The 19,403-nt window shown below is 50.9% G+C and carries 20 protein-coding genes; 10 read left to right on the top strand and 10 right to left on the bottom strand.

Features of this window, described 5'->3' with window-relative positions; translation table 11 throughout:
* Nucleotides 1-41: 41 nt before the first annotated feature.
* Nucleotides 42-440: a hypothetical protein gene (locus ABD880_RS18555; protein ID WP_345169567.1), complete on the bottom strand. Its 399-nt coding sequence runs from the start codon at nt 438-440 to the stop codon at nt 42-44.
* Nucleotides 441-641: 201 nt separating this feature from the next.
* Complete coding sequence (locus tag ABD880_RS18550) at nt 642-3,131, bottom strand: PIG-L family deacetylase (RefSeq protein ID WP_345169564.1); 2,490 nt, start codon at nt 3,129-3,131, stop codon at nt 642-644.
* A gap of 188 nt (nt 3,132-3,319) precedes the next feature.
* Between ABD880_RS18550 and ABD880_RS18545 the strand changes: the two genes are divergently transcribed.
* Entirely contained in the window at nt 3,320-3,604 is a 285-nt protein-coding gene (locus ABD880_RS18545; RefSeq protein WP_345169562.1) for a hypothetical protein, read from the top strand.
* A gap of 87 nt (nt 3,605-3,691) precedes the next feature.
* Here ABD880_RS18545 and ABD880_RS18540 read toward each other — a convergent pair whose 3' ends face one another.
* The 3 genes from ABD880_RS18540 to ABD880_RS18530 form a co-directional block, all read right to left on the bottom strand.
* Nucleotides 3,692-4,384, bottom strand: coding sequence for a hypothetical protein (locus ABD880_RS18540; RefSeq protein ID WP_345169559.1), 693 nt, complete (start codon nt 4,382-4,384; stop codon nt 3,692-3,694).
* A 452-nt stretch (nt 4,385-4,836) separates the two neighbouring features.
* Nucleotides 4,837-5,682, bottom strand: coding sequence for an OmpA/MotB family protein (locus ABD880_RS18535; protein ID WP_345169558.1), 846 nt, complete (start codon nt 5,680-5,682; stop codon nt 4,837-4,839).
* Between the two features lie 121 nt (nt 5,683-5,803).
* Nucleotides 5,804-6,130, bottom strand: a complete 327-nt coding sequence (locus ABD880_RS18530) for a hypothetical protein (protein WP_345169556.1) — start codon at nt 6,128-6,130, stop codon at nt 5,804-5,806.
* 230 nt (nt 6,131-6,360) lie between these two features.
* On the opposite strand from ABD880_RS18530, the gene ABD880_RS18525 reads away from it, so the two are divergent.
* The 8 genes from ABD880_RS18525 (at nt 6,361) to ABD880_RS18490 (ending at nt 13,580) form a co-directional block, all read left to right on the top strand.
* Complete coding sequence (locus ABD880_RS18525; RefSeq protein ID WP_345169553.1) at nt 6,361-6,582, top strand: CDGSH iron-sulfur domain-containing protein; 222 nt, start codon at nt 6,361-6,363, stop codon at nt 6,580-6,582.
* A gap of 126 nt (nt 6,583-6,708) precedes the next feature.
* Nucleotides 6,709-8,163 carry an amino acid permease gene (locus ABD880_RS18520; protein WP_345169551.1) on the top strand — a complete coding sequence of 485 codons (1,455 nt, stop codon included), beginning with the start codon at nt 6,709-6,711 and terminating at the stop codon, nt 8,161-8,163.
* Between the two features lie 198 nt (nt 8,164-8,361).
* The gene (locus ABD880_RS18515; RefSeq protein WP_345169549.1) at nt 8,362-9,651 is read left to right on the top strand and encodes a metal-dependent hydrolase family protein; all 1,290 of its coding nucleotides are present in this window, start codon (nt 8,362-8,364) and stop codon (nt 9,649-9,651) included.
* 97 nt (nt 9,652-9,748) lie between these two features.
* Complete coding sequence (locus tag ABD880_RS18510; protein WP_345169546.1) at nt 9,749-10,303, top strand: porin family protein; 555 nt, start codon at nt 9,749-9,751, stop codon at nt 10,301-10,303.
* A 187-nt stretch (nt 10,304-10,490) separates the two neighbouring features.
* A complete protein-coding gene (locus tag ABD880_RS18505) occupies nt 10,491-11,009 on the top strand; it encodes a GNAT family N-acetyltransferase (RefSeq protein WP_345169543.1) in 519 nt (172 codons plus the stop codon).
* Nucleotides 11,010-11,065: 56 nt separating this feature from the next.
* Nucleotides 11,066-12,046, top strand: coding sequence for a zinc dependent phospholipase C family protein (locus ABD880_RS18500; RefSeq protein WP_345169542.1), 981 nt, complete (start codon nt 11,066-11,068; stop codon nt 12,044-12,046).
* Nucleotides 12,047-12,207: 161 nt separating this feature from the next.
* On the top strand, nt 12,208-12,822 hold the full coding sequence (locus ABD880_RS18495) for a deoxynucleoside kinase (RefSeq protein ID WP_345169539.1): 615 nt from the start codon (nt 12,208-12,210) through the stop codon (nt 12,820-12,822).
* 80 nt (nt 12,823-12,902) lie between these two features.
* A complete protein-coding gene (locus tag ABD880_RS18490) occupies nt 12,903-13,580 on the top strand; it encodes a hypothetical protein (protein WP_345169536.1) in 678 nt (225 codons plus the stop codon).
* A gap of 48 nt (nt 13,581-13,628) precedes the next feature.
* Here the strand turns inward: ABD880_RS18490 and ABD880_RS18485 are convergent, their stop codons facing one another.
* From ABD880_RS18485 to ABD880_RS18465, 5 genes are all read right to left on the bottom strand, one after another.
* Nucleotides 13,629-14,084 carry a hypothetical protein gene (locus tag ABD880_RS18485; RefSeq protein WP_345169533.1) on the bottom strand — a complete coding sequence of 152 codons (456 nt, stop codon included), beginning with the start codon at nt 14,082-14,084 and terminating at the stop codon, nt 13,629-13,631.
* 154 nt (nt 14,085-14,238) lie between these two features.
* Complete coding sequence (locus tag ABD880_RS18480; protein ID WP_345169531.1) at nt 14,239-15,615, bottom strand: peptidoglycan DD-metalloendopeptidase family protein; 1,377 nt, start codon at nt 15,613-15,615, stop codon at nt 14,239-14,241.
* A 101-nt stretch (nt 15,616-15,716) separates the two neighbouring features.
* Nucleotides 15,717-15,974: a hypothetical protein gene (locus ABD880_RS18475; protein ID WP_345169529.1), complete on the bottom strand. Its 258-nt coding sequence runs from the start codon at nt 15,972-15,974 to the stop codon at nt 15,717-15,719.
* Between the two features lie 23 nt (nt 15,975-15,997).
* Nucleotides 15,998-16,423 (bottom strand): hypothetical protein, encoded by a 426-nt coding sequence (locus ABD880_RS18470; RefSeq protein WP_345169526.1) that lies wholly within the window; start codon nt 16,421-16,423, stop codon nt 15,998-16,000.
* Between the two features lie 327 nt (nt 16,424-16,750).
* Nucleotides 16,751-17,578: an MOSC domain-containing protein gene (locus ABD880_RS18465; RefSeq protein WP_345169524.1), complete on the bottom strand. Its 828-nt coding sequence runs from the start codon at nt 17,576-17,578 to the stop codon at nt 16,751-16,753.
* Between the two features lie 217 nt (nt 17,579-17,795).
* Here ABD880_RS18465 and xseA point away from each other — a divergent pair, with 217 nt between their 5' ends.
* On the top strand, nt 17,796-19,376 hold the full coding sequence (gene xseA / locus ABD880_RS18460) for an exodeoxyribonuclease VII large subunit (RefSeq protein WP_345169522.1): 1,581 nt from the start codon (nt 17,796-17,798) through the stop codon (nt 19,374-19,376).
* The last annotated feature ends 27 nt before the right edge of the window (nt 19,377-19,403 follow it).

Genomic DNA, 19,403 nt, shown 5'->3' with positions numbered 1-19,403 from the left:
GGTTTTTAGTTTTTGATTGAGTGAGGTAAAAAATGAGAATGTTATTTTAAACTAAGCAACTCTATCACCTCACACTCCCCTACTTTTCTATGTCCTTCCATGAAATATCCATGGGTGCCAATCTTGATTTTTTCTTTGTGGTACGCTCTACGCTCCTCTATGATAATCCACATTCTAGCTTGTCCATATCTCGGCAAGGGCATGTTAGCTACTTTGATTAAATCCCCTTGGGCATCCTCAAACTCTGGCCAAATCATAAATATGGCTCCATTAGAATGTTCTGGGTGGTCATACTTAAAATCCCATCTAATCCCTTGAAAGGGTGGCGTTTTTCTGCCACCTTCCTCTTCGGTAAAAATAGTGTAAGTAACCCTAAAATCTGGTTTTCTGTAAAATAGCTCTTCGTAAGACTGATGCATTACTTCCCAATCGCTGCTCATCTTTAATAGGTAATTAATTTACATCCTCCTTAAAGCCGCCATCCATTTTTGGCCTCAATTCCGGAAAACAGGCAAAAAACGGGTTTGGGCACTTAGACACCGTCTGTCTAGCTTGCCCCCAAGATCATCCTGGGATGTGCCACTTTCAGGATGACAAATGTGAGGAAGAGTGAAGGCTTGACGGCCAGAAAAACCTAATTCCTAATTCCCTAAGGAAAGAATATTCACAAACAGCCTATACGCCCCTGGCACGCCGGCCGGTAATTCCCTGAAGAACGAGTAGCCTGTGTAGACGAAGTGTCCTTCGCCGTATTTGGCTACTAACAGACCGCCTTCTTTTGGTTGCTCGCCGGGGTCATTGCTGGAAATAATGGCTTCATATTCTGGGGCCCATTGATTAGGGAAATACAAACCGCGCTCCTGCACCCAGCCGGCAAAATCTTGCTCAGTAATCTTATTTGGTGTATTTAGGACGGCATGATTGGGTTTTAAGAACGTTACCAAGGCGTCTTCCACGGTTACCCGGTCTGAGGAAAGCTTTAAGCTGTATGGGCCTACTTTATCAGTCACCAGGCCGTTGCTCACGTTGTACTGCACCACCAAGGTTCCACCCTGTTGCACATACTCCATCAATTGTGGCTGTTGGAATCTGAGTCGGTCTAGGGTGTTGTAAGCGCGTACGCCTGTCACCACTGCGTCATATTTTTTCAGGTTGGCGGCCGATAAATCCTCCAGGCGCAACAAATCAACGGTGTAGCCAATCTGTTGCAGGCTGGCCGGCACCTCGTCCCCGGCGCCCATGAGATAGCCAATGCGCTGGCCCTTGCGCTTCAGGTCTAGTTTTACGGCTTTGGAAACCGCTTCCGGGAACAAGGTCTGTGTGGGGATGTGGGTGTATTCAATGGTTTTCAGGCCCTGGGTGTAGGTCTTGCCTTTAACTGTCACTGCCGCACCAATGGTGCTTTCTGTTTGGGCAGCTCCCGGGAAGACCTGGAACGTGAACTGCTGTTCTTCTCCTTTCTGGCTAAGTTTCACGGGAAAAGAAGCTGGCGTGGCTCTCCATCCTTGTGGTAAACGCAAGGTGAGTTGGCCGTCAATGTTGTTGTCCCCGGCGCGCACTTTCACCGTCACGGGTTTGGAAGTTGCATCGGCAAAGACATAGACTTTCTCGGTGAGGTTGGCAAAGACCGGCGGGGTGATTTCAAACGGGCGGTACTGCTCGCCTTCCACGGGATCTGTGCGCTTGTAGACTACCGGCACCGTAAACGCGAAGGGCTGGCCTTGCACTGTCACATGGATTCTTACCTGCGCGGCGGCGGGGTTCTCTGGCAGACCAATCAACGCCGCATCTTCTACTTTGAACATGCCAGTGGTGCCCGGCGCTTGCAACCAGTAAGGTTGCGAGTAGGTTCTATTGGTGGGTAAGGTCACGTTGGTTCTGGCAATCCAAGGCTTACTAGCGGCTAGGTTCTGTTGCACCGTAGTATCCTTCAGCCCAAACAGGTATTCCACTTTGGTCAAGGTGACCGGCACGGCAGAACGGTTCACAGCTTCTATCTGCACATTCACCTGATCACCCGGAACGGCAGTAAAATCTCTAGCTGATGCCTCTAAATACAATCCCATGCACGCTTTGATGACGTTGGCCAGTTCCTGTTGTTTGACGTCCTTCCAAGCGCTGGCTGGTAGTTTGTCTAAGGCCGTTTTCGCTTTTAACAAAGTAGGCACTATAGCCGATGGCTGGGCTGGGTTGTATTGTTGGATGGCATCCAGGATAAGTTTAGCAACCGCTTCGCCGCCTTTCACCCTGGACCAAGTGGTGTTTACGCCCTCTAGTAAATCAGTTTTGGCAGGTTCTCCTTTCAGGAATTCAAAGTATTCAATGGCTTCGCCGCGGGCGCCGCTACTACCGAAGCCTTGGCTCTTGTGCATGCTTCGGCTTTCGGCGGCCACCTCGTTGTAAGACTTGCCCAGCAGAGGATTGTACACGCCGGTTTCTATCTTGAGCTTGTTGCTGTCGTCAAACTTCTGTCCCTGGGCTAAGAAAAAGCTAGAGGTGTTCCAGAAAATGCGCTTCACCTGCCACGGCTCCACGGTTTTCAATTGTTCTGGAAAGCGCTTGGGATCGGCGGCGGCGGTGAAGGCCTCCAAGGCAATCATCGCTGAGGCGGTATGATGACCGTGCGTGTTGCCGGGCTCTGGAGAGAAACGGGTCACAATCACATCGGGCCTGAACTTTCTGATGACCCAGACGGCATCTGCCAACACCTGCTCGCGGTCCCAAATGGTGAATGTCTCTGCCGGGTTCTTAGAAAACCCGAAATCGTTGGCGCGGGTGAAGAACTGCTCTCCCCCATCTGTGCGTCTAGCCTGCAGTAATTCCTGGGTTCTGATGATGCCCAGCTCTTCGCGTATCTCGGGGCCAATCAGGTTCTGACCGCCGTCGCCGCGGGTAATGGATAAGTACCCGGTCCGGAATTTTTTCTCATTGGCCAGGTAAGCGATGAGGCGGGTGTTTTCATCGTCGGGGTGGGCGGCTAGGTAGAGCACAGAGCCTAACACATTCAGTTTTTCCAGTGCCAAGCGTATGTCTGCGGCATTGGGTTTCTTGGGGGCCTGGGCCTGTACAGATGCGGTAAATGCCACTAAAGCAGACAGAATGGCACCTAGTATCACACGAAGAGAGGTCATGAAGAAATCAAGGAGTAAGAGCCGGCAATCCCTTTTGCCGCACCCATGCTATGTAACGGTAAAGCTATTCAATTTTATATCATTCGCCACAGGCTTACCTAGCGCAAATGCCGTAAAAAGGCATTCATAACTTTTTAAGCCTTTCTTTAGTTAAGAGAACTTGAAACTGCACGTTAAACCATAACCCTATGAAAAAGTTATTTGCAATACTCTGCCTGGCAGGCTCTACCAGCTTCTTAGCCACTTCCTGCGACTCTAACACCGGTGGTACCACCACCACGGCCACCCAAGATTCTGAACACATGGATGGTGCTCAATCTGATGCCGTCAACACAGTGCCTAATGACACTACCGGGACCGCGGCTACAGAGAAAACCCAGAAAAACGTGGGCAACTCAGAAACCCGCGGCGAAACCAACGACTCTAAATCTTCTACCACCAAGAATGTGGTGGTGAAAGACTCAGCGCAATAAGAACTACTTTCAAAGCAGAGCGCCCGTTTTCGGCCTGATTTCTAGAAATCAGACCAAAAACGGGCGCTCTGCTTTTTTTATGGCGTTTTACTTTTGGCTTGGCTTGGCGGCGTTTCTGGCTTTCTGCTTTTCCTTGAACTCCTGCCCTCCGCGCCAGGTGTAGAACTCCCCTACCAGTGACCTGATTTTGATTTCATCCAGAGTAGTGAGTTGGCTTTCTACTGCGGCTTTGCGTTTGCCCAGGTTCTGCAAAATGTATTCGGCGTAGTCCCAGTCTCTGGGAATCCAGGTTTGGCGCTTGGCCCGCACGTTTTGCAGGAAGAAGATATAAGCCTCACGCATCTGCACCGCTTTAATGGTCTGCACGTTGCTAAACTTGCCTAATAATTCCTTTTCTCTGCGGCGCACTTCTTCTGCCTCTAAGGGAATCTCATCATACGCCGGACGGTTCTCCATCTCATGGAAGGTAGCCTTCAAGTCCAGGAAATCGCTTTTTGATTTCTCAGACAGGGTTTGGAATCCGCTTTCTATCTTGTCTGCCTGACGGGCGAAATCACTCTTGATGCTAGGCCACTCGGCGCGGGTGGTCGTGGCTACTTTGTCTTTTTGCAGGCGCATCCATTCCTTGAACTGCTTCAACTCCTGCTCAGTGGCAGATTCTTGGGTAGACTCTTTCTTTACTTCCTGGCTGGTTTCTGACTTCACTTCCTGGGCGCTGGCAGATACCTGGACCATGCCCGTAAAGGCAATGGTTAAGGCCAAGGCTTTCCAGTTCATCATCGGGTTTTTCATAGAATGGGTACTGTTGTGCATCTCAAATATACAGAATTCTAAAAACCACCTCCGCAAAAACAAAGCCAAGGCTTTTTATAATGACTAGTGATTAATGAATAATGATTAGTGAAGGATAGAATCTCCGGTTCAAATCTAGCTTGGAGGCAATTGCCATTAAATTTTTGTCATCCTGAAAGGATATAGGTGGCCGAACTAGACTGACGTTTAAGCAAACGCTATTTCAGCTTGCCCACAAGGTCCTTTCAGGATGACAAAATAGAAGAAGGCTATCGTAGCAGTGAGACATACTGAGCAATTCGTTTTTAGCCTATTTCTCAGAAAACAGCCCAAAAACGAACAGGCCCGCATCAGTGTAAACTGATACGGGCCTGTTTTAGTATTTGCCTTACGCGCTTGACTCAAGACTCAGAACTCAAGACTGCGATGCAGAGTGTTGCTTAGTTCTGCTCTAGAATCTGGAAGAGTTCATCCAATTTAGGCGTGAGGATAATCTCAGTGCGGCGATTCTTTTGACGGGCGTCTGCGGTGGTGGCAGGATCTACCGGCACGTATTTAGAACGGCCCGATGGGGTTACACGCTGCGGAGCAACACCGGCGTCTGTGAGGATACGGGTAATCTCTGTGGCGCGCATCACGCTCAAATCCCAGTTGTCTTGCATGCCGGCGGTGCCTTTGGCAATGGGAACATCATCTGTGTGACCTTCTACCACCACGTTCACGTCTGGCTGGTTCTGTAGCACGCTGGCTAATTTCTTCAAAGCTTCCTGCCCTTTGGCATCTACTTTGGTAGAGCCTGATTTGAACAGCAATTGGTTAGAGAGAGACACATACACTTTACCGTTGCGCACGTCAATGGTCAGGTCAGAGGCTTTAAAACCTAACAAGGCGTCTCCCACGGTCTTACGAAGGGCGTTCACGGCGCGGTCCTTCTCTGCCAGGATGCGCTCCATCTCTTTTAGGCGCGCTTCACGGGCCTGTAGGTCAGTGGTGAGTTGGTTTACTTGTTCGCTTTTATTGCTGAGGTTGGTGCGCAGAGAGGCTTCTGTGGAGGCTTTCTCTTTGGCCAGGTCCTCTTTTTCCTGGGTGAGACGGTCGCGGTCTTCGCGCAGTTTGGCGCGCTCGCTTTCCAGTTCAAGTTTTTGACGGTTCAATTCATCCTGTAACACTACCAGAGAACGGTTTTCTGCCAGGGCGGCTTCATACTTCTTGGTAGACACGCAGGAACTCATCAGGCCCAATGCTAGAACAGCAGACAAGGCAGGAGTTAATAATGACTTTTTCATAAGGTGGTACTTGTAATTAGAGTCCGTAAAAGACGCAATTATTTAGCTAGTACCCTTACGCAAGTAAGCCGGCAGAAGTTGAAAACCGCTTCTGCTACCCACGTTAGATGGTTGTAGACCGTTAAAATTCTTTATCTTCTTGCTGGGAGGAGGTGACCAGTTCTGTCTGACCCAAAAACTCTTTAATGGCCTGTGAGGCCTGCTCTATGCCGGCGGCACTCTCCAGGACGGGGCTTTCTTTGCGCAGTTGCTCCAATTGTTCTGAGGTGGTTTCTACCAGCTTCAAGTATTTGGTTTTACAGCGCATGGAAATCTCATGCAGGTAGATGCGGGCGTCTGCCAGATAAGAAGCCAGGCGCTGGGCATTGGCTTGCTCCTCCTGCTGTAACTGCTCTAGTTGGTCTGCTATGACCTTTAACCGCTCTATCTGTAAGGCACATGCTTTCATAGGTCCAATTTTTTAAGTAGATGTACTATACGTAGTTATCGCAAAAAGTAAACCATTATTGTTCATTCATTTCAAGATTAGCAAAAAGGAAAAACATACAGACACCGTCACTTTGCCCAAAAAGACTATCTTTGAAACGAGGCAAAGTCTCTTCTAAGGTCAGAGACTTGGTAATTCAATTTACTGGCTTCTAATTATTTCCGTTTTAGCCCTATTTTTCTCAAAACAGCATGAAAACAAAAATTACCGTGAACAGCAACGGCTCTCTTAAAGTAGAGGGCGAATTTATAGTAGTAGATGCGCAAGGCAACGAGTACAACTTGCAAGGCCGCGAAGTAGTGTCTTTCTGCCGCTGTGGTCTTTCCAGCAACAAACCCTTCTGTGACGGTGCCCACAAAGGCCACTTTGAGCACAACGCCGTAGCCTTTGACCTTCCCCCAAGAAAAGTCTAATTAGTAGCGAGTCATTATTGATTGTCAATTGTTGATTGTTGATTGTTGGCTATCTGGTAATTATTGGTCATTACTCCCCACCCATTTCTAATTTCTAATTCGTAATTTCTAATTACACAAAAGTGTATGTCTGAAACTTCTACAGGGTTTAAGCGCGAAATAAAGCTGTTTGACGCCGTCATGTTGGTGGCGGGTTCTATGATTGGCTCCGGTATCTTCATTGTGAGCGCAGATATTGCCCGCAGCGTGGGCAGTCCGGGGTATTTGTTGTTGGTGTGGGCCTTGACGGGACTCATGACCCTGGCGGGCGCGCTCAGCTACGGCGAGTTGACCAGCTTGATGCCGCGCGCCGGCGGGCAGTATGTGTACCTGCGCGAGTCGTACGGGCCCATGGTAGCCTTCTTGTATGGCTGGACGCTGTTCTTGGTGATTCAATCTGGGACCATTGCCGCGGTGGCCGTGGCCTTCGCCAAATTCACGGGCGTTTTGGTGCCTTGGTTCTCTGAAGACAACGTGCTATTGGATTTAGGCTTTCTAAAGTTCACCACGGTTCAGTTTCTGGCCATTGCGTCCATTATTTTGCTTACGCTGGTCAACCAGCAGGGCGTCCGTAACGGCAAGTTCATTCAGAACATCTTCGGGAGCACCAAGATCATTGCCTTGTTTGCCTTGATTATTTTCGGGCTACTATTAGGCACTAATGCTGAGGTGATTGAACTCAACTTCACTAACATGTGGGAGCCTAAGGCACTGGTGCCCGGCGAACATTACCGTGCACCGCTGGCCGGTTGGGCCCTGATGGTGGGCGTGGGTACCGCTATGATTGGGTCACTCTTCTCGTCAGATGCCTGGAACAACATTGGCTTCTCTGGGGATGAGATTGTGAACCCCAAGCGTACCATTGTGTTGAGCATGGCCATTGGCACCACCATTGTGACCATCCTGTATCTGTTAATCAACATCGTGTACCTCACCATTCTGCCGCTGGAAGGATCACCGGAAGGCGTGGACGTGATGGCCCGCGGTATTCAATTTGCCAGCAATGACCGGGTAGCCACCGCTGTGGCTGAGGTCATTGGCGGATCAACCGCTACCATTGCCATTGCCGTGTTGATTATGATTTCTACGTTTGGCTGTAACAACGGCGTTATTCTATCGGCGCCGCGTGTGTACTATGCCATGGCCAAAGACGGGTTGTTCTTCAGAAACATGGCCCGCCTGAACAAGAACAGCGTGCCGGGCGTGGCTTTGACGTTCCAGTGCGTGTGGGCGTGTCTTCTGTGCATGTCTGGCCGTTACGGTGATTTGCTGGACTTCGTGATTTTTGCCGTGCTCTTGTTCTATATCTTAACCATTGCCGGTATCTTCATTCTGCGCCGTACCATGCCAGATGCGCCAAGACCGTACAAAGCCATCGGCTACCCGTTCTTGCCAGGGCTGTACATTGCCATGGCTTCGTTCATCTGCCTTTTGCTCTTGATGTACAAGACAGAATATGCCGGCGCTGGCTTAGCCATTGTGCTGATTGGTATACCAGTTTACTACTTCTTCAAGAACAAATTCCAGAAGATAGAAGACTAAGGAGAACGCATCTCATTTCTTAACCGCCCTTCGTTTTTGGCCTGTTTTACAGAAAACAGGCCAAAAACGAAGGGCGGTTTCTGTTCAGGCTTGCCCCTCACACTGAAATCCGCTTCGGGCAATTGTTGGAAACACCTAAACGCTGGCAAACTTTCACTATTTTAGAAAGTCCAAACCTACCCTACTAACAACCTCTATATGAAGAAACACTTTTACGCGGTGGCTACCATGGCCTTGTTAGCGTTCTCTGCGGCACAAACCATGGCTCAGAAAACCTACCTACACTGCGGCAAACTCATAGACGGCCTCAGTGACAAAGCCCAGACAGAAATGACCGTCATCATAAATGGCAATCAAATCCTTTCGGTTGAAAAAGGCTATACCAACCCAGAGACAGGCGCCAAGGTCATCGATCTGAAGAATAAAACCGTTCTGCCCGGCTTCATGGACATGCACGTGCACTTTGAAAGCGAAACCAGTCCCAACGCCTACGCCGAAAAACTGTCCCTCAACCCCGGCACTACGGCCTTTAGAGCGGGCAATTACGCAGAACGCACCCTCATGGCAGGTTTTACCACGGTGCGGGATCTGGGCGGAAGCGGCATCAACATCCAGTTGCGCAACGCCATCAACCAAGGCTTAATGCGTGGTCCTAGAATGTACGTGGTGGGAAAGGCCATCTCGGGCACGGGCGGTCATATGGATCCTACCAACGGGTACAATGAGAAACTGATTGGGGACCCGGGTCCGGCAGAAGGCGTAGCCAATGGAGTAGATGAGTGTAGAAAAGCAGTAAGACACCAATACAAGAATGGCGCGGACTTGATTAAGATTGCGGCTACGGGCGGCGTGTTAAGCGTGGCCAAAGACGGCTCCGGCCCCCAGTACACCGAAGAAGAGATTAAAGCCATTGTGGAAACCGCCCGGGACCTGGGCATGAAAGTAGCGGTGCACGCCCATGGTGCCGAGGGCATGAAACGCGCCATTAGGGCGGGCGTGACGTCAATTGAGCACGGCACACTCATGGACGAGGAAACCATGAAACTCATGAAGAAGAATAGCACCTGGTACGTTCCCACCATCACCGCCGGTAAATCAGTTGCTGACTCGGCTAAGATTCCTAATTACTATCCCGCGCTGGTAACGCCCAAAGCCCTGGCCATTGGCCCTCAGTTGCAGAATACGTTTGGCAAAGCCTACAAATCTGGGGTTAAGATTGCGTTTGGCACAGACGCCGGCGTGTTCATGCACGGCAAGAACGCCAAAGAGTTTGAGTACATGGTAGAAGCCGGCATGCCTGCCATGGAAGCCATCAAAGCCGCCACCGTGCACGCCGCTGAACTGGTGGGCGCATCAGACAAACTAGGCGCTGTGCAGAAAGGCAAACTAGCCGACATCATTGCCGTGGATGGTGATCCCTTGCAGAACATCAAAGTATTGCAACAAGTGGCCTTTGTCATGAAAGACGGAAAAGTGTACAAGCAATAAAGCCAACCAAAATTTATCCAAAATATCCAGAAAAATAGCGGAATTGGATAGGCACATTTGCCTTATATTTGCCCCCTTATAAGTAGCGTACCACCATATGAAAAAGATGATTCTCTTGGGCTTCTTTGCCCTATTAAGTGTAGCAGGCGCCCAGGCACAGACCAGCTTTGGTATTAAAGTAGGCTTGAACGTAGCCAACATTGGCGGCGATGCCAAAGGCACAGACCCGCGCACCGGCGTACACGCTGGCTTTTTCGCCACGGCGCCTATCTCTGAGCGTTTTGCTATTCAACCGGAGCTGTTGTACTCACAGCAAGGATTCAAGGCAGATGACTACACCTTCACTTATCATTACCTGAACATTCCTTTAATCTTCAAGGGCACCATTTCTGGCGGTTTTCACGTGCAGGTAGGTCCTCAGTTTGGAATTTTGCTGGACGCTAAACGCAAGCGTGGCAAAGAGACCTTAGACATCTCAGACAACATGAACAAATATGACGGCGCCTTGGCCCTAGGATTTGGGTATGATGTCTCCATTTTACAGGTATCGGCTAGGTACAACCTGGGCTTGTCAGATACCCAAGACGGCACGTTAAAAGGCGTTTCTTATCCAAACAACGTGTTCCAGTTAGCGGTAGGCGTAAAGCTGTAACCGTTTTTGGCCTGTTTTTCTCAAAAGCCCCGAAAACCATTCGGGGCTTTTTCTATTTACTGGCGCTAGGCTGAGCATTTCGTGCCGCCAATTTTCACCTAACCCAGAAGCAGTTCTGCGTTTTAAGCGGTAAATTGCAGATTCTTTCACCCCTACTACTCACTTCTAGTACAAGCACGTTTTGACCATGCCTGTTCCTACCTCTGCCCATTCTACCAACACCATAGAAGAAACCCAGGACGCACTGGCCATTCACCAATTGGCGCACCAAACCTGGCAACCTACCTACAAAGACATTCTGGCCCCAGACCAAATCCAGTACATGCTGGACCAGTTTTACACGCCGTCCTCCCTTTTACAGCAGATGCAAGAAGGCCAGACGTTTTTGCTTGTAAAGAACCAGGGAGTGCCCGCCGCCTTCGCGTCTTTTTCTTTGCTATACCCAGAAGAGAAGATTTATAAACTGAACAAGCTCTACATTCTTCCGGCCCAACAAGGCAAAGGCTTTGGCAAAATGCTGGTAGAGGAGATTGTGCGCCGCATTCAACCGTTGGGTGCCACCGCCCTGGACCTGAACGTGCACCGTGAGAACCCCGCCAAGAACTTCTACCTCAAGCACGGCTTCCAGATTCACCAGACCCTGGACATTCCGCTGGGGCCGTATACCTTGAATGATTACATCATGCGGAAGCCTTTGACTGCCTAAGCATTTTTTACACAACTTAACAACCCCCTACGCACCTCCTTTACGGCACTTGAACCATGAGAAAGATTTCACTTACCATCTGTTTACTTCTGGCTTGTTCTGTGCTGAGCATGGGCTGGGGCTTCTTCGGGCACAAGGTCATCCAACAACTGGCCATTTATGGTCTGCCCAAAGACATGCAGGGCTTTTACCACCGCCACATGGGCCATTTAGTGGAAAAATCCGTGAGGCCAGATGAGCGCCGCAACACAGATTCTACTGAGGCGCCCCGCCATTTCATTGACGTAGACTATTACGGCCCCAACGCCGTGAATGAGATGCCCGAAGGCTGGGCCGCAGCCAGTGCCAAATACCCGGTAGACACGCTCACCAAATACGGCCTGGTGCCCTGGCACGTGGTGGTAATGCAGGAGCGCCTGACCCGGGCCTTTCAGCAGAAGAACGTGGACAGTATTCTATATTACTCGGCAGATCTAGGTCATTACATCCAAGACGCGCACGTGCCCTTGCATACCACGCTCAACTATGACGGTCAGCTCACCGGCCAACACGGCCTGCACAGCCTCTGGGAGTCTAAACTGCCTGAGCAGAACCTGAAAGACTATTCGCTTAAGCACGAAAAGGCAAAGTACCTTGCTAATCCAGAGCATGAAATCTGGGAGGTGATACGCGCTTCGCACAAAGACCTGCCCAACATGCTGGCGCTGGAGAAAGAAGTGAGCAAGAATTTTACGGACCAGACCAAGTTTGTGACCACTGAGCGCAACGGTCGCACCCGCAAATCTTACTCAGACGCCTTCGCCAAAGCCTACCAGCAGGCCTTGGGTACTACCGTAGAAAAACGCCTGCAGGCCGCGGCGCAGATGACGGGCAGCTTCTGGTTTACCTGCTGGGTAGACGGCGGAAGACCCGATTTAAATGCCCTCTTGATAACATCGCGCACCCCGGCAGAAACCAAACAACTCAAGCTAGAAAAGAAAGCCTGGAAGAAAGGCCGCCTACAGGAAAAAGATTTACTCCTCACCAAAAGCCGGTAATCCTTATTCCCACAAAATGGGAGGCGTTTTTGGCCTGTTTCTGAGAAAACAGGCCAAAAACGCCTCCCATTTTTTTATGCCGTTCTGGGCTCTCACCCGCTGATATTCTGCCCGAAACCCTTACTTTTGCCATCCCCATTTCATTAAGCACCAACTACATCATGCATATTGCCATCGTCGGTAACATAGGAGCCGGCAAAACCACTCTGGCCAAAAAATTAGCCCAGCACTTTAACTGGGAAGTTTTTCTGGAAGCCGTAGATGACAACCCGTACCTCAAGGACTTTTATGAAGACATGCCGCGCTGGGCGTTTCACCTGCAGGTCTTCTTCTTAAACAGCCGCTTTAACCAGGTGCTGCAGATCAATGAGCGCAAGAACGGCGTGGTACAGGACCGCACCATTTATGAGGATGCCTACATCTTCGCCAAGAACCTGCACCAGTCTGGCATGATGAGCGAGCGCGACTACCAGAACTACTTCAACCTGTTCCAGTCCATGACCAACATGGTCAAGCCGCCAGACCTGTTAGTCTACCTGAAAGCCGACTTGCCCAAGCTCATTGGTCAGATACAGAAGCGCGCGCGGGATTATGAGGAGAACATTGCCCTCTCCTACCTCAAGAACCTGAACGAGCACTATGAACAGTGGATTAGTGGCTACACCCAAGGCAAATTGCTGGTAGTAGACGTCAACAACATGGATTTTGTGTCCAATCCAGAAGACCTGGGCACCATCATTGAGCGCATTAATATTGAGCTGTTCGGGCTGTTTTAGACCAGGGCTGATTTCAATATTTGTAAATAGCTATCTTTCAGGGCCGGGATTGCGTATGTACCAGAAAAATGAATGGTCATATGAAATCCCGGTTTTCTTTTTCGCTCCTGCCCCTTCTGGCCGCAGGAATCCTCTTTTTAGGCACCAGCTGCAACAAGACCGCCTCTGAGGCAGAGGCAGACGCCCAAAGAACCACCAACAAGGCAGAACAGGAACTAGCCGAGCTCAGAGAATGGGCCAAGGACAAAGCCAATGACGTAGACAGCACCGCAGACCGCAAAGGCCCTCAGGTAAAGGAGGAGTTTAAACAGCGCTCTGCCAAGCTAGAAGCCAACTTGGACAGCCTTTCTGCCGAGTCTAAGGAAGAATACAAAGAACTCAAGCGCCGCTTTGAGAACTGGCAGTCTCATAACAAGCAACGCAGTGACATGCCTTTGCAGCCTGAAAAACTAGAGAATTTCACCTTTTTGCTCCTCGGCTCAAAGGTTGCCCTAGACGTTACCTGGGCACCTGGCCAGGTGCGCAACAAGTATGAGACGTTTTTAACCAACGTACGCCAGCGCCAATCTGGCTGGACCGCCGCCGACTGGGACTACGTAGATGCCGTCTACCGGCAGATGAATGCCAAGAAAGATCCTTTAGAAGATAATTTGAGCCCGGCAGATAGACTTAGAATAAAAGGCCTGCAGGCTGAGTATTTGGCCCTGGAAGCCAAGAAAGACGCCAAGGACTTGCACCAGCAGTTAAAGGATGAATAAGCAAACGCCGTTTTCGGCCTGTTTTACAGAAAACAGGCCGAAAACGGGTTAATTGGCTTTGTTGATTTTGTCCTTCTGGGGTACCTCTTGCGGGTCTAGGGCGGGGCGCTGAAGCCACTTCTGGGCCATCTCAACATCCCAGAAAAGGGCGGCCTCGCAGTATTCTGAGAACCGTTCAATCATGTCTTTGGCCGAGGTCATCTGCTGAAAGTTCTGGGACAAGACGTGGGCAAAGCGTTTTAAGCCCAGGTTGACCGCGTCTGGCAACCACTCATACTCCAACCAGTTATTGACGTCTTCCCAATCACCCGTCACCTGGCTCTTGTCATTGAGCAGGTTGGGGCATTTCCACTTCTCTTGTAGCCCCAAGTACGCCTTGGCCGCCATGAGCACGTCCTCGCCGTTCATGTGCCCCGCCCACTTCACATAAACCCAATTATTGATCTCATCATAAAAGATGCTAATGTGCGCGTGCTCATGGGAAAGATGCCAGGTAGATTCCATAAATACCGCTGGATTAGATGTTCAATAGAGTAGGACTAGTAAGGAAAGACACCGGAGTAAGCACATTGTATATAGATTGTACGACAGCCCGCCATGGAATGTTAGTAGTAAATCATAGAAGAGTTACGTATAAATACGGATTGCCCTGTAGGAATCACTTACCTCTGTCCGTCTGCGGAGTCAACGGCATGGCCAACCAACCCGTCTCCCCGCCAGCCACCTTCACCAGCCAGAAATCTGTCTCCTTGGCCAGCACCTGCACGCTGGTGTCTGCTGGCAGCATGCGCTTGGCGGCGGCCTGGGCATGAGAGGCATCTAAGAGGTGGGCAGTCTCTTGCAGGCGCAAGGTTTGCAAAGGCTTGTCCATGGGTTCTAACAGAGAAGAAGCCATGAACCCTTGCTGACCGTTGGGTAGTTCTACTCGGTACCAGTCTGCCGTACCAGCCACCACCTGCACGGGTAGGTTCTTCTCTAGCGTGGCCAAAACGTTGGCCTTGGTGCTAGGAGACTCCCGCACAGAGGCATTGGTCTTGCTCACGCGGGTCCAAGCACCCAGTTGCTTTTCACTTACCTTTACCGGCGCTGGTTTCTCTTGGTTCTTATACACATACGGGAAAGGATCCACGGCCCCACGACCATATTTGTAGATGCCAAAATGCAGGTGCGGTGCCGTGCCTCTGGCATTGCCAGTGTTCCCCATCAGGCCCAACGTGTCGCCAATAGAGACCCGCTGGCCCGGTTGTACCAGTTGGCTGTCCAGGTGCGCATAGTACAGGCTTTGATTACGCCCGGGGTCTTGCAACCAAACCACCTTCCCGCCAATGGGTGTGGTATTTACTCTGGACACCACGCCTTGAGCAGAAGCAATCACGGGCGTGTTGCGGGGCGCGAAGATGTCTATGCCTTCATGCTTGCGTTTGCCGCCGTCTCGGTCCTGGCCCCATACGCTTTGGATGGCGCGTCCGTCTTTGCCCTGCACCGGAAACGCTAGCACCGGCTGGGTCTCAATGGTCACGGTGTACTGCCCGCTGCGCAAGAGTTCTGGTTGCAAGCGCAGGACATGGGGTAGGTCTTCTTCTACTTCATATTCCAGTTCTTGGGCCGTTGAGTCTGCATGGGCAACTTGCTTGCGTTCTGCGGGCGTTGCGGGGTCTGCCTCAAACAAATCCAAAAACACCTGCGGTACGGCGGTGCCTTTGGTCTGCACTTTCACAGAGACCTTCTGCCCTTCTTTGACGGTAAACTGGTAACCGGTGGCCATGGGCCGGTCTGCCGGAAAGTAACCGGTCTCTTTAAAAGGCAGGGTGATGGGCACCGGTCCCTGCAAGGCTTTGGCCCCGGCGGCCAGCCACTGCTGGCCCAGGGCCGTCTGGTCTAGTTTGGCTTCCTCCAATCCTTTTTGGTAGCGTTCATAGGGCGTCTGCTTCTTAAAAACGCCCCGCAAGGCTTTTTTAGGACTACAGGCCTGTATGCACAGCAGGGCCAACCAGAAGATATAAAAAGAATGCTTGTTGAAAACGGTAAGACTCATAGGTTCAATCAAAAAATTACCCGTCACCTGGGCTGTATATAACGCAGGGTGACGGGTAAAATGTACGAACCTAAGGAAGTTTTGGCTTCAGGGCCAGGCAATTACTCTTCTATGATGCGGTGGTGCGGGTGCTGGTAGCCTTTGGCCTCCTGCTCCGTAATCTCCTCATACTGGTCCAACATCAGGTTGGGATTGTCTGAGTTAGTGCCCTTGATGTAGGCCCCCTCTGGCGTACGGTAGATGGCGTAGTTGTGCAAGCCAAACGGAAACAGGTTGTTGCTTCTTAGTTCTTTGGCAGAGGTAAGGTCATGCTCTGCTCCGTTAGAGGTCTTCACTAAATATAAGGTGTGCTGTGTCATACTACAAAAGGATGTGTTACATGCTACTGGACAAGAACCCCGGAAGGCTGCAGGAAAAGCCATTGCTTGGCCTCTACCAGGTTAGGGAACTGCCGATAGTCACAAAAGCCCTTGTCCTTCACCTGGTCGCCAATAGACGTCATGGCCAACCTGGTAAAAGCGGTCTCTGGAACTACAACTGCAATATACAGATAATTGTTTGGCGCCAGTTCTGCCAGTCTGGGAATAATGAGCGAAGCCACCCAACGCTGGTCTTCTGGGCTTACCAAGCCCACCTGCAGTACGTCCAGGTTCATGCGCTGGGTAGGATATTCCCGCATGGTCTGCAGTAGCCGCTGGTGCGCCTCCTTAAATTCCTCTCTGGTAGCCTTGCGCAGAAACCTAAGAAACACACCCTGCAGCAACTCATCATACCCGGTAACGGCGTAGTCTGTTCTGGTATGAATCATGGTAGAAAGCGTAAACGGTTGGGGGAAATAAAACTATCCGGAAAACTTTTAACGCAGAAACAATGGGCTGGTTAACAGATGAGGTCGGATTTCTACAATTGAACCAGTGCCAAGCGTGTGCATTACCCAAATGAAGGACAGCCCTTGCCTGCCCCCGGGCCTTGTGGTCTACACCAAGACTTTGCTACTGCACCTTTGAGGCAAGCCTATAAGGGCAGGCTGCAGCCGGCAGCTACCTCAAATAAAAAATCAATGACAAGGCAAAGAGCACGTAAAAGGCCAACAGGCGTTTTTAGGCTAATTTCTGGAAAAGAGGCGAAAAACAGATTAGACTTCTTCTACCGGGCCGGCTTCCATGACCTGGATTTTGTCCCCTACCTGGATGGTGCCGGTAGAAAGGCCTATCAGGTTCATGCCAAACAAGACGCTGTTGCCCTGCTTGCGGTAGGTAGCCAAGGTTTTGAGTGGTTCCTGGCTGGTGGCGGCCGTAAACTGGTCAATGGTGGTCACGTTGCAGCGGCCGCAGGGCTTGGCTCCGTAAAACAGCACATCGCCAATCTTAAAGGTCTTCCAATTTTCCTCGTCATACGGCAAACCACCCGTGAACACAAACGTGGGCCTAAACCGATTCATGGGTACGGGCTGCTCCAGACGGCTGTTCAAATCATTCAAAGACTCCTGGCCAATAATCAGGAACGGATAGCCATCGGCAAAGCTCACTTTCTCATTGTGCTTGGCGTAGTTGGGGTCAATGAGCCTGATTGAATTTTCTGGCATGTACACCAGGCGGCAGTCTATGCCCAGTGCATCACTAAACCAAGTATTGGCCTCTGGGCTTACCACGTAGGCAAAACAGATGTCGTCCCAAACCGTCACCAACAGAGAGCGGGTGCTGTTGGTTTCTAGCGGAACGCGCAGCGGCGGCAGGTCTTTGGTGCGGTGCGTTACTTCCAGGTGGTCGGTGCGCAGGGCCACGTCCAGCAAGGCCATTTCGGCTAACTTGCGCTGAGTCAAAAACATGCCGCTCTCGTCAATCAGCATCCAGCGCCGGTCATATTGCAGGCCGCGCTCTTCTACCTGGGCAGACGTGAGCGAGATGCCGCCTAAAGACTTGATGGGATAAATGTTGATTTCTGAGAGTACCAAGTGTGACATATAATCTATGTGCTGTGACGTGCCAATGCTCCTAATAAGGTAAAGGTAGGAATGATTCTTAAAACGCACAGACGCTATAGAAGGATTTGCACTTTCACAACAATTTATCTTCACTAAAACCTATATTTAGCAACTTTGATAATTTTTTTAGCAGACAATTGACCGCAAAGACAAAAAGCGTAATTTTAGGAGATTGAAAATAAGAGGAGCGCACGGAATGGGGACATATTTTCAGAGTTACCGCGAGGAGATTTCGCTGACGGTTAGCACTAACCGTCCGCTCACCCTCTTTGAGTTCAACCACCGCCTGCGCGAGGAGATTGAGAACGCCTTGCCCCACCGGTATTGGATTATAGCTGAAATCTCTGAGGCCCGCGTGCACCACGGCAGCGGCCACTGCTACCTCACCCTCACTGACAAAGAACCCGGCGCCAAAGCCACGCTCACGGCCCAGGCCAGAGCCACCATCTGGAAGCGCCAATACCAGGAGATTGCCACCTATTTTGAAGAACAGACCGGTCATCCTTTGAAGGCTGGCCTTAAAATTCTGTTCAACGCCAGTCCCAGGTTCCATGAGCTCTACGGCTTCAGTCTGGACATTCATGACATTGACCCTACCTACACCTTAGGAGATCTAGCACGGCAACGCCAGGAAACCATCCTACGGTTACAGCAAGAAGGATTGCTGGAATTAAACCGCAAGCATGTCCTGCCCGAGGTACCGCAGCGCCTGGCCATCATCTCTTCGCCTACCGCCGCGGGGTACCAGGATTTTGTGGCCCAACTGGAGAACAACCCGTTTGGCTATGCCTTCAAGCTCACCTTGTTTGAGGCCAGCGTGCAAGGCGCCGAGGCCGTAGCCTCTATCAAAACCGCTTTAAGCCGCGTGGCCCTGCAACGGCCTGCCTTTGACGCGGTGGTGATCATACGGGGCGGCGGCTCGCAGACGGACTTGCTGTGCTTTGACCGATATGAACTGGCGGCCACCGTGGCCCAAATGCCGCTCCCTGTTTTGACCGGCATTGGCCATGAGCGCGATGAGTCCATCACCGATTTAGTGGCACACACGCCCTTGAAAACCCCAACGGCCGTAGCTGCTTACCTGATTGACCGTTGCAACGAGTTTGAGGCCAAGATAGAAACCATCTTCTTGCAGATCCGCGAGTCGGCGACGGCGTTAGCGGTCATTGAGGAACGACGCGTGGCCCAATTGACCAATCAACTGCAACAACGCACCACCAACTTCTTGCAGATGCGCCAGTTCCAGTTGGAGTGCCAAACCCGAACGCTCTCAGATAAGCCTAAAACGTATCTCACGCATGAGCAAAAGCATGTCATGTGTGAAGAGTTGCGCCTCACCCATTCCGTAGAACAATTACTAAGAGCCAAGGAAGCCAAACAACACCAGTACATTCAGACCCTGGAGCATGAAAGCACGCAGAAGGTAACCGCTGGCCAGCGCAAGCTCACGCACGTGGAGCACTGCGTACAACATACCGCTGAGCAGAGGGTACAGAAAGCCAAGCTCACGTTCCAGAAAAACCAGCAGCGCTTGCTCTATGGTGCCAAAGACCATTTGCAAACCAAAAGCCACCAACTGCAGATCGTGGCCATGGACATACGGTCCCATGACCCCGAGGTGATGCTGATGCGCGGCTACACGCTCACGTACGTCAACGGCAAACTGCTGCGTTCCATAGAACAACTCACACCCGGCGATGAACTCAAAACCCGACTGCTGGTAGGCTCTGTCACCAGCACCGTCACCAACATTCAAGAACCAGACTTATTTAATTAAAAATTAGAAATTAAAAATTAGAAATGA

Source organism: Nibribacter koreensis (assembly GCF_039541795.1).
Lineage (GTDB): Bacteria > Bacteroidota > Bacteroidia > Cytophagales > Hymenobacteraceae > Nibribacter > Nibribacter koreensis.
The sequence above is the reverse complement of the archived record's forward strand: the minus strand, read 5'-3'. Positions and strand labels throughout refer to the sequence as shown.

What these genes read in the sequence shown, in the direction of transcription:
- ABD880_RS18555 (WP_345169567.1), bottom strand. Translation starts at nt 440, where the DNA reads ATGAGCAGCGATTGGGAAGTAATGCATCAGTCTTACGAAGAGCTATTT.
- ABD880_RS18550 (WP_345169564.1), bottom strand. Translation starts at nt 3,131, where the DNA reads ATGACCTCTCTTCGTGTGATACTAGGTGCCATTCTGTCTGCTTTAGTG.
- ABD880_RS18545 (WP_345169562.1), top strand. Translation starts at nt 3,320, where the DNA reads ATGAAAAAGTTATTTGCAATACTCTGCCTGGCAGGCTCTACCAGCTTC.
- ABD880_RS18540 (WP_345169559.1), bottom strand. Translation starts at nt 4,384, where the DNA reads ATGATGAACTGGAAAGCCTTGGCCTTAACCATTGCCTTTACGGGCATG.
- ABD880_RS18535 (WP_345169558.1), bottom strand. Translation starts at nt 5,682, where the DNA reads ATGAAAAAGTCATTATTAACTCCTGCCTTGTCTGCTGTTCTAGCATTG.
- ABD880_RS18530 (WP_345169556.1), bottom strand. Translation starts at nt 6,130, where the DNA reads ATGAAAGCATGTGCCTTACAGATAGAGCGGTTAAAGGTCATAGCAGAC.
- ABD880_RS18525 (WP_345169553.1), top strand. Translation starts at nt 6,361, where the DNA reads ATGAAAACAAAAATTACCGTGAACAGCAACGGCTCTCTTAAAGTAGAG.
- ABD880_RS18520 (WP_345169551.1), top strand. Translation starts at nt 6,709, where the DNA reads ATGTCTGAAACTTCTACAGGGTTTAAGCGCGAAATAAAGCTGTTTGAC.
- ABD880_RS18515 (WP_345169549.1), top strand. Translation starts at nt 8,362, where the DNA reads ATGAAGAAACACTTTTACGCGGTGGCTACCATGGCCTTGTTAGCGTTC.
- ABD880_RS18510 (WP_345169546.1), top strand. Translation starts at nt 9,749, where the DNA reads ATGAAAAAGATGATTCTCTTGGGCTTCTTTGCCCTATTAAGTGTAGCA.
- ABD880_RS18505 (WP_345169543.1), top strand. Translation starts at nt 10,491, where the DNA reads ATGCCTGTTCCTACCTCTGCCCATTCTACCAACACCATAGAAGAAACC.
- ABD880_RS18500 (WP_345169542.1), top strand. Translation starts at nt 11,066, where the DNA reads ATGAGAAAGATTTCACTTACCATCTGTTTACTTCTGGCTTGTTCTGTG.
- ABD880_RS18495 (WP_345169539.1), top strand. Translation starts at nt 12,208, where the DNA reads ATGCATATTGCCATCGTCGGTAACATAGGAGCCGGCAAAACCACTCTG.
- ABD880_RS18490 (WP_345169536.1), top strand. Translation starts at nt 12,903, where the DNA reads ATGAAATCCCGGTTTTCTTTTTCGCTCCTGCCCCTTCTGGCCGCAGGA.
- ABD880_RS18485 (WP_345169533.1), bottom strand. Translation starts at nt 14,084, where the DNA reads ATGGAATCTACCTGGCATCTTTCCCATGAGCACGCGCACATTAGCATC.
- ABD880_RS18480 (WP_345169531.1), bottom strand. Translation starts at nt 15,615, where the DNA reads ATGAGTCTTACCGTTTTCAACAAGCATTCTTTTTATATCTTCTGGTTG.
- ABD880_RS18475 (WP_345169529.1), bottom strand. Translation starts at nt 15,974, where the DNA reads ATGACACAGCACACCTTATATTTAGTGAAGACCTCTAACGGAGCAGAG.
- ABD880_RS18470 (WP_345169526.1), bottom strand. Translation starts at nt 16,423, where the DNA reads ATGATTCATACCAGAACAGACTACGCCGTTACCGGGTATGATGAGTTG.
- ABD880_RS18465 (WP_345169524.1), bottom strand. Translation starts at nt 17,578, where the DNA reads ATGTCACACTTGGTACTCTCAGAAATCAACATTTATCCCATCAAGTCT.
- xseA (WP_345169522.1), top strand. Translation starts at nt 17,796, where the DNA reads ATGGGGACATATTTTCAGAGTTACCGCGAGGAGATTTCGCTGACGGTT.